General features: G+C 63.6%; 8 protein-coding genes. 3 read left to right on the top strand and 5 right to left on the bottom strand.

Features of this window, described 5'->3' with window-relative positions; all coding sequences use genetic code 11:
* Nucleotides 1–125 precede the first annotated feature (125 nt).
* The 5 genes from AACG61_RS11630 to AACG61_RS11650 all read right to left on the bottom strand — a co-directional run bounded on the left by AACG61_RS11630 (nucleotide 126) and on the right by AACG61_RS11650 (nucleotide 8,035).
* Nucleotides 126–623 carry a cysteine hydrolase family protein gene (locus tag AACG61_RS11630; RefSeq protein ID WP_411839505.1) on the bottom strand — a complete coding sequence of 166 codons (498 nt, stop codon included), beginning with the start codon at nucleotides 621–623 and terminating at the stop codon, nucleotides 126–128.
* 159 nt (nucleotides 624–782) lie between these two features.
* Nucleotides 783–3,905: a type I restriction endonuclease subunit R gene (locus AACG61_RS11635; protein ID WP_411837294.1), complete on the bottom strand. Its 3,123-nt coding sequence runs from the start codon at nucleotides 3,903–3,905 to the stop codon at nucleotides 783–785.
* On the bottom strand, nucleotides 3,902–5,245 hold the full coding sequence (locus AACG61_RS11640) for a restriction endonuclease subunit S (RefSeq protein ID WP_411837295.1): 1,344 nt from the start codon (nucleotides 5,243–5,245) through the stop codon (nucleotides 3,902–3,904). The genes AACG61_RS11635 and AACG61_RS11640 overlap by 4 nt, the downstream gene beginning before the upstream one ends.
* The gene (locus tag AACG61_RS11645) at nucleotides 5,242–7,302 is read right to left on the bottom strand and encodes an N-6 DNA methylase (protein ID WP_411837296.1); all 2,061 of its coding nucleotides are present in this window, start codon (nucleotides 7,300–7,302) and stop codon (nucleotides 5,242–5,244) included. The genes AACG61_RS11640 and AACG61_RS11645 overlap by 4 nt, the downstream gene beginning before the upstream one ends.
* A gap of 130 nt (nucleotides 7,303–7,432) precedes the next feature.
* Entirely contained in the window at nucleotides 7,433–8,035 is a 603-nt protein-coding gene (locus AACG61_RS11650) for an SOS response-associated peptidase (protein ID WP_411837297.1), read from the bottom strand.
* A gap of 306 nt (nucleotides 8,036–8,341) precedes the next feature.
* On the opposite strand from AACG61_RS11650, the gene AACG61_RS11655 reads away from it, so the two are divergent.
* The 3 genes from AACG61_RS11655 to AACG61_RS11665 are packed head-to-tail and all read left to right on the top strand — an operon-like array spanning nucleotide 8,342 to nucleotide 13,815.
* The gene (locus AACG61_RS11655) at nucleotides 8,342–9,097 is read left to right on the top strand and encodes an ImuA family protein (RefSeq protein ID WP_411837298.1); all 756 of its coding nucleotides are present in this window, start codon (nucleotides 8,342–8,344) and stop codon (nucleotides 9,095–9,097) included.
* Between the two features lie 16 nt (nucleotides 9,098–9,113).
* Nucleotides 9,114–10,544 carry a Y-family DNA polymerase gene (locus AACG61_RS11660; RefSeq protein WP_411839506.1) on the top strand — a complete coding sequence of 477 codons (1,431 nt, stop codon included), beginning with the start codon at nucleotides 9,114–9,116 and terminating at the stop codon, nucleotides 10,542–10,544.
* 13 nt (nucleotides 10,545–10,557) lie between these two features.
* Complete coding sequence (locus tag AACG61_RS11665) at nucleotides 10,558–13,815, top strand: error-prone DNA polymerase (RefSeq protein ID WP_411837299.1); 3,258 nt, start codon at nucleotides 10,558–10,560, stop codon at nucleotides 13,813–13,815.
* The last annotated feature ends 154 nt before the right edge of the window (nucleotides 13,816–13,969 follow it).

The following is a 13,969-nucleotide window of genomic DNA, read 5'->3' on the forward strand; positions in this document are numbered from 1 at the left end:
TCTACCTGAATGTTCATGGCCTTCATGAGGCGAACGATCGCCATCGGATTTTCAGCGCCGCATTGTGCGCAACGAAGAACCGGTCACGCTCTATCGGCAGCCACACCTAGCCCTGACGCATCGCCTCAGCGAGACATAAAGTCGTCTGTGGTGATCACCTCGCCGTAGAACATTTCCAGCCCTGCCATTATAGCGGCGTGGACTTGAGCTGCCGGAACGGTCGTTTCACCGAAGGTCAGGTCCATCGTCGCGCAGGCGTCGTGAATAGTCACAGTGGCATAGCCGAGATCACTAGCCGCACGCACTCCGGCATCGATGCACATATGGGACATCGCGCCGACAATTATCACCTCATCCACATCATGCTGATCGAGCAGATCCTTCAAGCCCGTCTCGCGAAACGAGTTGGGGAAATTCTTCGTAATTATCTCCTCGTCGGGTCTTGGCTGAACGGCCTCGTTAATATTCGTCCCCTCGCTGCCCGGCACGAAGAAAGGTGCGTCCGGAGCCTCGTGGCGGATATTGACCACCAGATCGCCTCGTTCGCGAGCGAAAGCTATGACACGGGCTGCGTTGCGGCTTCCTCGATTCCCACTAGCGGCAGCTTGCCCGATGGCCAGTATTCATTCTGCAGGTCGATTACGAGAACGGCACGTTTCGACATTTTGGGAACACCCCTCCTGATCGCGTGGTTGGCGGCCACTGTCACCCAGTCCCACGATCAGGACAATCACCCTGTTTCAGATGACACTGGTGGACTCATCGATGGGAAAGAATTTGGTTCACGGGCTGGGCGACGCACTTTGACGTCTAAGTGACTCATATAATTGTGCAGGTCCAAGTAAGATATCGCGAAGTCCGTCACGCACCTTGTCTGACTCCAACGCCTGCTTGCTCATGACTGCGTGGGCGTCGAAGGCGTCAATTATAGCATCGACGATGGCCTGCTTGAGCAGCGGTGAGCTTGAGAACTGCTCTTTCGTATTGTGCGACGCCTGCTGGACTAGGGCCTCGCTTTCCAGCAGTTTCCCACGGATGACGTTGTTCACGTAGATCAACTGGTCGCCGTCAGACAGCTCGCCCTGGAAAAGGTCATTCACGCGGGATAAAATCTCGTCGAGCTGGGCCTTTTCCTTGTCTTGGATGCCGCCACTACCCGCCGCTGTGATTGGCTGAAGTAACTTGGCCTCGCCGCCCAGTGCGAGGTTTTGTGGACCTTTCGCCGCAAGCTTGTGGTGGGTCAAGACGACCTTGGACAGATCAACCTCAGCGCGCTCGCGCCCGAACTCCAGAAGCGGGATCAGCTTTCGGAAGAAGATGCTGCGGGCCTCGATGGACGTGTTGCCATAATCAAAGATCTGAGACAGGAAACTGTAGATACGCACGAAAGTGGCCATGTCGTTTCGAAACAGGAGCAGCGCATCCATGCGATCCAGGGCGTCCTTCGCGTCCTGATCGCGCTCGGCCCCGAGTGCGACACGCCGCGCGGCTTGCGCGGCAGCATAAAACTTGAGCAGTCGGTCAGCGACCGGAGCGATGGCGGCCGAAAGTTCGGCATGACTGGCCTTGGGATTTGTCTCGACGCGGACCACTCGATCCACCTCGTGATCATCGTAGTGGCCCTGGGCGTCCAGCTTGGCCCGGAGATCATAGACCAGATTCGGATCGGTCACATTGGCCAGCATCGCGTTTTCATAATAGGTCCGGAACGCGGCCAAGATATCCTCGCTGCTGTTGACGAAATCTAGGACATAAGTTGTGTCCTTGACGATCGCACCGCTCTGATAGCCGCGGTTCAGCCGCGACAAGGTCTGAACTGCCTGAATGCCCGCCAGCCGCCGATCAACATACATCCCGCAGAGAAGGGGCTGATCAAAGCCGGTCTGAAACTTGTTCGCGACCAGCAGGATGTGATACTCGGGATCGGCAAAGACGGTGCGGATATCGCGGCCTTTCAGGCCGGGATTGAGGATGTCGCTGGTCTCCGTGACCGGATCGCTGCCGCTGTCCTTCACCTCGCCCGAGAACGCCACCAGCGTGCCAAGGGGATAGCCCTTGGACTTGATGTATTCCTGCATGGCCAGCTGCCAGCGGACCGCCTCCAGCCGGCTGCCGACCACCACCATGGCCTTGGCCGTCCCACCCAGCAGCGGCTGCACCATCGAGCGGTAATGCTCGACCACGACCTGAACCTTCTGGCTGATGTTGTAGGGATGCAGCCGCACCCATTTCATCAGCGCCTTCACGGCCGCGTCGCGTTCGACCTCGCTCTGATCCATCTCGCGGCCCTCGGTGGCCAGACGGAAAGCCAGGCTATAGGGCGTGTAGTTCGTCAGCACATCGAGGATGAACCCCTCCTCAATCGCCTGGCGCATGGAATAGACGTGGAATGCCTCGGGCAGGTTCGTGCTGCTGGCCGGCAGAAACGGGTCAGGACGGCGCCCGAACAGCTCCAGGGTCTTAGCCTTGGGCGTCGCAGTAAAGGCGATGTAGGTCACTCCTAGGGGGCTGGCCCGCACGGCCATCTGGGCCGCCAGCAGATCCTCGGTGCTGACCTCGCCACCATCCTCCAGCGCGGCGACCTCCTCGGCGGACAGAATCTCTTTCAGCTTGGCGGCAGCTTGGCCGGTCTGGCTGGAATGGGCCTCATCGGCGATCACGGCAAAGCGCTTGCCCTTGGATGCGGCCAGCTCCTGCACCGCCGCCAGCGCATAGGGGAAGGTCTGGATCGTGCAGACCACGATCTTTTTGCCGCCCGCCAACGCTTCGGCCAATGCCGTGCTTTTCGACCCGGTCTCGCCAGTGATCGTCGCCACCACGCCAGTCGTGCGCTCAAAGCTGAAGATCGCGTCCTGTAACTGCGCATCGATCACATTGCGGTCGGACACAACCAGCACGGAATCGAACAGCTTGCGGTTATGGTCGTCATGCAGATCGGCCAGGAAATGCGCCGTCCAGGCAATCGAGTTTGTTTTGCCCGACCCCGCTGAATGCTGGATCAGATAGCGCCCGCCCGGACCCTCTTCCAGCACCTTGGCGCGCAGGCGACGGGTCGCGTCCAGTTGGTGAAAGCGCGGAAAGATCGCGCCGGTCAGCTTTTTCTTGGCGTCGCGCGTGGGGACCATATAGCGGCCAACGATCTCCAGCAGGCTGTCGAGCTGCCATATCTGATCCCACAGATAAGAGGTGCGGTGGCCATGTTCGTTGACTGGGTTGCCCGCGCCGCCATGGGCGCCCTTGTTGAAAGGCAGAAAGCGCGTCTCGGGCCCGGCCAGCCGGGTGGACATCATCACAGCGCTGTCGCTGACGGCAAAATGAACCAGCGCGCCGCCGGGGAAGGACAACAGCGGCTCGGCCCCCTGACCTTTCGGCGCGGGGTTGCGGTCAAAGCGATACTGATCGACCGCATCCTGCACACCTTGGGTAAAGTCGGTCTTCAACTCGGCCGTGACGATGGGCAACCCGTTCAGGAACAGGACCAGGTCGATGCTGTTCTCGTTGGCGCGGGAATAGCGCAGCTGGCGCACCACGCGCAGCCGGTTCGCGCCATACATGGCCAGCAAATCGGCATTCATTCCCATGGCGGGGCGGAACTGCGCCAGCTTCAGCGGCGCGCGCAGGCCGGTCAACTCGACCCCGAACCGCAGCAGGTCCAGCGTGCCACGGTCATCCAGCTGCTTGCGGATGCGGTCCAGCAGCATGGCCTCGGCGGCGGCACCGTGGGACTTGCTCAGCGCCTCCCAGGCCTTGGGCTGGCTGGCCTGCACCCAGGCCACAACGTCGGGCGCAAACAGCGCGCGGGCGCGGTCATAGAGAGCCGCATCGCCGTCCTTGTGCAGCCAGCCCTGTGCTGCCATCTGCGCGCAGATGAAGCTTTCGAGGTTCACCTCGTGATGCAGGCTCATGCGGCCTCCGTCTCGGCTGCTGCGAGGTCGCGGACGTCAATCTTGCCGGTGACCGCCGCCGAGATGATCGCGGCCCGGCGTTCCTGGAGGAGACAGATAGCGGACCCGGCTGCATCAACAAGTTGATCTAGTGCCGAAACTGAGGAGCCAAGATAGCGCACGATTTGATGCTGCTCGTCTATTGGGGGAACACAGATCACGAGCTCGGTTGCTGTTGATACATTGAAATGCAACTGGATTGCGCCACCAGACCCCTCCGAGAACTGCCGGAGAGCGAAGTCAGAATTGAGATACCAAAACAAGTATTGGCTATTCGAGGTGGTTGGCCGCCTGATTATGATCAGGTCAATGCAATTGCAGCCATTGAACTCTTCCGTAACAACGGCACAGGTCCCGGGTTGGCCCGTGCGGACAGCGACGATATCGCCCAAATTCAACTTCGATTTTGCCTGAAGTTCATTTGCTTCATCTGAAATGAAAACAAGGTTCTCGGCTGTAATTTTTCCGGGGCGAACGTTTAGAGATCGAAGGGCTGGAACGCCAGCTTCTACATAATACTTTGATGGCTCAACGACGATGCCGACTGTCACACTAGGGACTACATTCTTGAGCCGCTTCACCTCCCACCGTTCCGGCACGTCGCCCAGCCAGTCCACGCCCGAGGGCTTCATGGGGGCTGCGGGGTTTAGGCCCTTGGTGACGGCGTGGCTGATGACGGCCTGACGCTTTTCGCGCAACAGCGTGATCAGGCGACGCTGCTCGTCCACCAGCGCGTCGATCTTCGCTGTCTCCTGGTCAAGGAAGGCCGCGATGGCGGTTTGTTCGGCAAATGTCGGCAGAGGCATCGGGACTTCAGCAAATTTTTCTACTGTGAAGTGCGCAATAGTTGATTTGTTGCAGAGAACGTCGATGAACCCTTTAGATTTTATGGTTACCATCCAATAGTAAAGGAAATTAGAACTATTTCCACTTAAGGCACGCACACGGTGGACAGAGTTCTGAATAAAGCAGTTTGGGATTTCACTCTGCCATATGGCCGACCGTCCGACATCGCCGCCCTCGCTTACCAAGAGGTCTCCGGCAACTAGCGCCAATGATCGCGCTTCACTACTAGAAAACCACATACTCTTGATGTCTGAAACATCTACACGGCCCCATTGCACGTTAGCTGCGCGGAGGTATGGTGCTTTAAAGTCGTCATCGCTTCGCTGCTCATTTTGGAGCATTTTTCCGAGCGTGATGTTGAAGGCGCGCTTTACTGAGACAACATCCCACCCCTCCGGAACCTCGCCCAGCCACTCCACCCCTGATTCCCGATAGGCCGGGTATCGCCGCGTCATGCCGACAGCCCCGACAGCATGGCTTTGATGCGGGCCGTGACCTTGGCCAAATCGGCGTCGATCTGCTCCAGTGGCCGGGGGGCCTCGAAGACATAGAAATGCCGGTTGAAGGGGATCTCATAGCCGACCCGATTCTTGTCGTGGTCGATCCAGGCATCTGGCGCGTGGGGCAACACCTCACGCCGGAAATAGGCCTCGACATCCTCAGTTAGCGGCACGGTCTCGGTGTCGCGCAAGGAACTATCTGGCTTGGGTTTTCCATGCTTGTCTCTTGCAACTTCGCCCCGTGGATCTGGAACAGCGCTCCCATCGGCGATGGCTGCACCTAGCCGCGCCGAAAACAGATCCCCGTCACCAGACATATCAAGGGACAGTCGCAAAGCATCCAAGAACTGTGCTCGGCTCAGAAAGTGAGACCCGTCTAACTTGTCATTTAGGACTTCCCCAAGCCGGTTTTGTTCTTCGAGCTCCAGCGCCCTGACCGCCGGCAGACGCTCCACCGTCGACCAACCTCTATAAGCATAGGCAACGCGTAGGGGCCGCTCGACAGTGATCTGGCGAAAGCCGAAGGCCTCGTTCGGAAAGAGCCGGGACAGGGGCGCGAGCTTGACCTGACCGCCCTCGGGGGCTTCGGGCGGAGCCTGTTCGGGGGTTAGCACCTGACGTGCAATCTCTTTCCCGGCGGCGTCCAGAACGCGGGCCAAGCGCGCCTCAGTGCAGGAACCGAACAGGCGCGTGAGAGTGGCGATGTCGTCCTCGCCCATCTCCTTGCGCTTGGAGCCGAGGCTCTTGCGCATCTTCTGCCAGAAGCTGGATGCGTCGATCAGCTGGACCTTGCCCTTGCGATGGGCGGGCTTGCGGTTGGTCAGCACCCAGACATAGGTCGAGATACCGGTGTTGTAGAACATGTCGGTCGGCAGGGCGATGATCGCCTCGACCAGGTCGTTTTCTAGCACATGGCGCCGGATCTCAGACTCGCCACTGCCCGCGCCGCCCGTGAAGAGAGGCGAGCCATTGAGGACGATGGCAAAGCGGCTACCCCCATCCTTGGTGGCGCGCATCTTGGACAGAAGGTGCAGCAGAAACAGTAGCGAGCCATCGGAAACGCGCGGCAGGCCCGGGCCGAAGCGCCCTAGATGACCCTGACGTTCGTGCTCGGCTCGAACGATCTTCTCGACCTTTCTCCATTCGACTCCAAAAGGCGGGTTCGACAGCATGTAATCGAATTTTGCGTCCGGATGGCCATCGTCGGACAGGGTGTTGCCGAACTTAATGTTCGAGACGTCCTGCCCCTTGATCAGCATGTCGGCCTTGCAGATGGCGTAGGACTCCGGGTTCAGTTCCTGGCCGAACATCACCAGCGACGAGCTGTCATTATGTTCCGTCAGGTATTCCCCCGCAACGGACAACATGCCACCAGTGCCCGCCGTTGGATCATATATGGTCCGGATCACGCTTGATCTGGACAACACATCATCATCCTCGACAAACAGGAGATTCACCATCAGCCGTATCACTTCGCGTGGCGTGAAATGTTCACCGGCGGTTTCGTTAGACAGTTCAGCAAAGCGGCGGATCAGCTCTTCAAAGACCAAGCCCATCTGGTGGTTGTCGACATGATCCGGATGCAGGTCGATCTGTGCAAAGCGCTCAGCCACTTGATATAGCAGTCCAGCTTTTTGCAGGCGGTCAATCTGGACAGCGAATTCGAAACGTTCAAAAATGTCGCGGACATCAACTGAAAAACCTTGGAGATAGCTGTAGAGGTTTTCGGCAATGTTATCCTGATCGCCTAGGAGCTTTTTTAGGTCTATGTCGGACGTGTTGTAGAAGGACTGCCCAGCCTTGCGCAGTAGGAAAGGAACCGGATTGACCCCCTGCTGGAGACGTATGTCATATTCTCCCAGCACCGCCGCCTTGGTCGGTCCCAGAACGCAGTCCAGTCGCCGCAAAACAGTGAAGGGCAAGATCACCTTACCATAGTCGCTCTGCCGATAGTCTCCCCGCAATAGATCGGCCACGGACCAAAGGAATGATGAAAGGGCTTGCTGGTTCAATGTGCTAGTTCCTTGTCTTGCGGGCATATAAAGCCCAAACCTTGCGGCGGTGACAAGGGTCGGCATCAGGTGCGGCTATCCGCTTGCCGCGGAGGCCTACGGGCAACTGTTCCAGAGGTGTAGCAGGAAATCAAAGCGCCGCATCGACCAGTCTCAGCGCGCCGTCCGGCAAGGGCCGCTGCAACTCCTCGGCACGGATGCCGCCGAGCCAAGCCTCCCATTCCTCCGTGCGCGTCAGGATCACCGGCATCGCCTTGGGATGGATCGGTGCAACCTCGGCGTTCGGGGGGCAGGTCAGGAAGGCGTAGAGATCATCTGTCGTCTCGCCGTCCTTGACCTTACGGAGCGAGGTCCAGCCGCGGGTCTCGATCGCCGCGAAGAACATCGTCGTATCTGCGTCAGTCGGTGCGAACCACTGCACCCCCTGCCCCTTGCCGCGCGGCTCCGAGAAGCTGGTGACCGGCACCAGGCAGCGATGCCCCTGCCCCAGCCACCGCCGCCAATGCGGCGAGCCGAGGTTGCGCACATTGGTGACACCGGGATCGCGCGCGGTCTTCAGGACCGACGGCGGCGAGGGCATGCCCCATCGCGCCTTGACCAGTTCAGGGCCATCCTCGCCATTGCGGATGATCGGTGCCAGCTGGTCGGGATAGATGCTGCCGGACGCCAGGTTTCCGGCGCGGTCGGTGAGCCCATCGATCAGACGGGTCAGTGCCTCCTGCGAAGTGGTCACGTTATACAGATTGCAGATCGCTCCATCCTCTCGCTGGCCTCGCCCCCGTTCTGGGCCTGCTTTCTGCTTGCGTCAATCACGTCACGGCCAATCCCATGACCTTATCGGGGGATCAGGATGGCACAGCCTACAAGGACAACGACGGCTTATCCCCCGCTTTGAATCCAGCCTTTCCAACACCTTGCGACATGGGCCTCTGCGCTCACGGCAAAACGCATAACGCGACGGTTGACAGAATGGCATGGCAAGAACAAAACAGGAACTAACCCGACCCGTTCATTGCCCATCAAAAAGGAGCCCTGTCTCATGCCTGCCGTCCGCCCCGCCCTGGCCGAATTGCGCGCCCGGATCGGCGAGATCGACGGCACGGGAACACGCCAGCATGGCGTGCTGCCCTTCGGGGTGCGGGAACTGGATCGACGCTTGCCCCAAGGCGGACTGTCGCTCGGCGCGCTGCACGAGGTCGCCGGCGGCGGCCAGGGCGCGGTGGACGGCGCTGCGGCCGCCTGCTTCGTGGCGGGCATCGCCGCTCGGATGAAGGGCCAGGTGCTGTGGTGCGTGACCCAAGCCGATCTCTTCGCGCCGGGCCTGGCGCAGGTGGGCCTGCCGCCCGAGCGGGTGATCCATGTCGAGGCCGGCGACGACATCTCGGTCCTGGCCGCGATGGAGGAAGGCCTGCGCCACGGCGGGCTGGCCGCGGTGGTGGGCGACGTGGCGCGGCTGTCGATGACCGCCTCGCGCAGGTTGCACCTCGCCGCCAAAGGGTCGGGCACCATCGGTCTGGCGCTCCGGCGCTGGCGGCGGCAGGCGGACGCTAGCGACTTCGGGCAGCCAACCGCGGCGATGACCCGCTGGCGGGTGTCGGAACTGCCCTCCGTGCCCCTGCCCGTCCCGGGCGTTGGCCGGGCCCGTTGGTTGGTGGAGCTGATCCGGGCGCGGGCCGGGGATTCCTTCGATCTCGAACTGGAGGCATGCGATGGCGCGGGTCATCTCCGTCTTCCTGCCGATGTGGCCGATCGATCGGCGGCAGCGGCAGGCGGGCGTCACATCGCCGTCGGGTGACGGACCGTTGATCATCGTGAGTCGCGTGGGCAACCGGCGGCTGATCACCGCCGCATGCCCCGCCGCACTCGATCTGGGCCTGCGGGTGGGCATGACGGTCAGCCGGGCGCAGGCGCTGGTGCCGGATCTGCGCATCGAGGCGGACGACGCCGCAGCGGATGCCGGGGCGCTGGAGCGGCTGGCGCTGTGGCTGCTGCAGCGGGTCGCGCCGATTGTCTCCCCCGATCCACCGGACGGGATCGCCATCGACTCGACCGGTGCCGATCACCTGCACGGCGGCGAAGCGGCGATGCTGGAGGCGTTGGCGGGAAAGCTGGCTTTGTCAGGCATCACCGCGCGGCTGGCCCTGGCTGACAGCTGGGGCGCGGCCCATGCGCTGGCACGGTATGGGGGGGACAGCGTCATCATCGCGCCCCTTGGTGCGTCAGACGCCGCGCTGACGCCCTTGCCGCTGGAGGCCTTGCGCCTGCCCGCAGCGACAGTGGCCGGTCTGCGAGACCTCGGCTTTGAGACCATCGGCGATCTGATGGATCAACCGCGCGCACCCCTGACCCGCCGCTTCGGCGCGGAGTTGTGCCGGCGTCTGGATCAGGCACGGGGGCTTGCCTCCGAGCCGATCGCGCCCCTGCGCCCGGAGGGGCTGATCGAGATCCGCCGCGCCTTCGCCGAACCCATCGCCGCGCCCGAGACCATCGCCCGCTATATCGGCAAGCTGGTGGTCCAGCTCTGCTCCGAGTTGACCGCCAAGGGGCTCGGCGCGCGGCGGCTGGACCTGCTCTGTTCGCGGATCGACAACCGCACCGAGGTCCTGCGCGTGGGCCTGGCCGTGCCGCAGCGCGACGCGGCCCGGCTGACCCGGCTGCTCTGCGACCGGATTGTCACCCTCGATCCCGGCCTCGGCATTGAGATCATGACATTGACCGCCACGATCGCCGAACCGCTGGTGCCGCGCCAGGCGGCCACCTCGCTTCTGGAGGAGGCGGCGCCCGATCTCTCGGGCCTGATCGACACGCTGTCGAACCGGCTCGGCCCCCGGTCGGTCTTCCGCTTCGCCGCGGTGGCCAGCGACGTGCCGGAACGCGCCATCATCCGCATTCCGCCGCTGGCGGACCCGGCCACCCCCGGCATGGACGCCTGGCCCGACCATTGGCCACGCCCCGCGCGGCTGCTGCCGCGGCCCGAGCCGATCGAGACCATGGCGCTGCTGCCCGACCATCCGCCGCGCTGGATCCTCTGGCGCGGGGTGCGGCGCCATGTGCAATGCGCCGACGGGCCAGAACGCATCTTCGGCGAGTGGTGGAAGCGCGACGCCGAGGTCCAGGCCGTGCGCGACTATTTCCGCATCGAGGACGAGACCGGCGCGCGCTACTGGATCTTCCGCCAGGGCGACGGCGAGGATCGGGCCACCGGATCGCATCGCTGGTTCCTGCACGGGATGTTCGGATGAGCGAGCTCTCTGGATGAGCGGCCCTCCTTACGTCGAGCTGCAGGTCACCTCGCAGTTCTCCTTCCTGCGCGGGGCCTCCTCGGCCGAGGAGCTCTTCGCCACCGCCGCCCTGATGGGGATGGAGGCCCTGGCCGTCACCGACCGCAACTCGCTGGCCGGGATCGTGCGCGCCCATGTGGCAGCTAAGGAGACCGGCGTGCGGCTGATCGTCGGCTGCCGGCTGGATCTGGCCTGCGGCATGTCGGTCCTGGTCTATCCGACCGGCCGGCCGGCCTGGTCCCGCCTCTGTCGGCTGCTGTCGGTCGGCAAGGCGCGTGCCGGCAAGGGCAAGTGCCATCTGGAATGGTCGGACGTGGTCGCCGCCTGCGAGGGCCTGATCGGCATCCTGATCCCCGACCAGGCGGATGATCTCTGCGCCCTGCAGCTGCGCCGAATGCGCGAGGCCTTCGGCGAGCGCGCCCATCTGGCCCTGACCCTGCGCCGGCGCCCGAACGACCAGCTGCGGCTGCATGAGCTGTCGACCCTCGCCGCCCGCATGCGCGTGGCGACCGTGGTGACAAACGACGTGCTGTTCCACGCGCCCGACCGCCGCATCCTGCAGGACGTGGTCACCGCGATCCGCCACAACACCACCGTCGACGCCTTGGGCTTTCGCCGCGAGCGTCACGCCGACCGTTACCTGAAGACGCCCATTGAGATGCACCGGCTGTTCACCCGCTACCCGGAGGCCCTGGCCCGCTCGGCCCGGATTGCGGAGGCCTGCCGCTTCTCGCTGGACGAGCTGGAATACCAGTATCCCGAGGAGCGCGACGATCCCACCGTGACCGCACAGGCCACGCTGGAGCGGCTGACCTGGGAGGGCGCGGCCGAGCGCTATCCCGAAGGCATCCCGGCCGAGGTCACCGCCAGCCTCCAGCATGAGCTGCGCCTGATCGACCGGTTGGACTATGCCCCCTACTTCCTGACCGTGAACAGCATCGTGCGCTTCGCCCGCGCGCAGGGCATCCTCTGCCAGGGCCGGGGGTCGGCCGCGAACTCGGCCGTGTGCTTCGTCTTGGGGATCACCTCCATCGATCCGGGGCGCAACGATCTGCTGTTCGAGCGCTTCGTCAGCGAGGAACGCCGCGAGCCGCCCGACATCGACGTGGACTTCGAGCATGAGCGGCGCGAGGAGGTCATCCAGTGGATCTACCGCACCTATGGCCGCGACCGCGCCGCGCTGACCGCTGTAGTGATCCGCTATCGCTCCAAGGGCGCGCTGCGCGACGTGGGCAAGGCCCTGGGCCTGCCCGAGGATCTGATCCGCACGCTCTCCAGCCAGATCTGGGCCTGGTCCGAGGAGGGGATCGCCGACGACGAACTGCGTGCGCTGAACCTCAATCCCGATGATCGCCGCCTGCGTCTGACGCTGGAGCTGGCTGCACAGCTGCGCGGCACGCCCCGGCATCTCAGCCAGCATCCGGGTGGCTTCGTGCTGACCCATGACCGGCTGGACGACCTGGTGCCCATCGAACCCGCCGCGATGGAGGATCGCCAGATCATCGAATGGGACAAGGACGACATCGAGGCGCTGCGCTTCATGAAGGTGGACGTGCTGGCGCTCGGCATGCTGACCTGCATGGCCAAGGGGCTGCAGCTCCTGGCCGATCACAAGGGCATCCGCCACGATCTGGCCAACATCCCGGCCGAGGACCCGCGCACCTATGCAATGATCCGCAAGGCCGACACGCTCGGCACGTTCCAGATCGAGAGCCGCGCGCAGATGTCGATGCTGCCGCGCCTGCGCCCGCGCACCTTCTACGACCTGGTCGTGCAGGTGGCCATCGTGCGCCCCGGCCCGATCCAGGGCGACATGGTCCATCCCTACCTGCGCCGCCGCGCGGGACAGGAGACTGTCGATTTCCCGACCCCCGAGCTGGAGAAGGTGCTGGGCAAGACCCTCGGCGTGCCGCTCTTCCAGGAGCAGGCCATGCGCGTCGCCATCGAATGCGCGGGCTTCACGCCGGGAGAGGCCGACATGCTGCGCAAATCCATGGCGACCTTCAAGTTCACCGGTGGGGTGTCCCGGTTCCGCGACAAGCTGATCGAGGGCATGGCCGCGCGCGGCTACGACCGCGATTTTGCCGAGCGCACCTTCCGGCAGCTGGAGGGCTTTGGCAGCTACGGCTTTCCCGAAAGCCATGCGGCCAGCTTCGCGCTGATCTCCTATGCCTCGGCTTGGCTCAAATGCTGGCACCCGGACGTGTTCTGCGCCGCGCTTCTGAACAGTCAGCCGATGGGCTTCTACGCCCCCGCCCAGATCGTGCGCGACGCGCGTGACCACGGCGTCGAGGTCCGCCCGGTCTGCATCAACGCCTCGCATTGGGACTGCACCCTGGAGCCTCTCGCAGACGGCCGGCGCTTTGCGGTCCGGCTCGGGCTGCGGATGGTCAAGGGCCTCGCCAACGCCCATGCGGCGGCGATCGTGCTGGGCCGCACCGATCAGCCCTTCGCCTCGGTCGATGATCTCTGGCGGCGCGTGCGCGTGCCTGTGGCCGCCCTCACCCGGATCGCCGAGGCCGACGGCTTCCGGCCTACCTTACGCCTCGGGCGCCGCGAGGCACTGTGGCACCTCAAGGGACTGGCCGACGAAGAACTGCCCCTCTTCGCCGCAGCCGATGCGCGCACAGCGCCACCGGAGTTCGCCGAGCCGACCGTCGCCCTGCGCCCGATGGCCACCGGGCGCGAGGTGGTCGAGGATTACGGCCATACCGGCCTGTCGCTGCGCCGCCACCCGGTGGCGTTTCTGCGCGACGACCTCGCCCGCTGCCGGATGATCCCCTGCGCGGAGGCCATGGCCTCCCGCAACCGCCGCCGCTGCGAGGTGGCGGGCATCGTGCTGGTCCGCCAGCGCCCCGGCTCCGCCAAGGGCGTGATGTTCATCACCCTGGAGGACGAGACCGGCATCGCCAACCTGGTCGTCTGGCCCAAGGTCTTCGAGGCCAACCGCCGCACCATCCTCGGCGCGGGCATGATCGCCGTCGCCGGCCAGGTGCAGCGCGAGGGCGAGGTCGTCCACCTCGTCGTTCACCGCATCACCGACCTCTCTGCTGATCTCGCCAGCATCGGCCAGCGCGGCGACGCCTTCCCCCTCACCCATGGACGAGGCGACGAGTTCAGGGCGACCGGCGGGAGCTTGCCGGGCAAGGCCGGGCCGCCGGCACCGCGAGACATCTACATCCCGGATCTGCATATCGATACGGTCAGGGTGAAGACAAAAGACTTCAGGTAGGTCCTTAGCCGGCAGCCTAAAGTAATCGAAAGCTGATGCGAAGGGCGGAGAGCCGACCTTCGCTGCACGTGCGAATGCAACCTTGCCACGGCGTGAAAGCGGACTTTATCCTTAGATCACGCTGCCAAACTCCACGCGACCTCCAGCGGGGGCT

It is taken from the genome of Paracoccus sp. ME4, from assembly GCF_046736325.1.
In the GTDB taxonomy this organism is placed as follows: domain Bacteria; phylum Pseudomonadota; class Alphaproteobacteria; order Rhodobacterales; family Rhodobacteraceae; genus Paracoccus.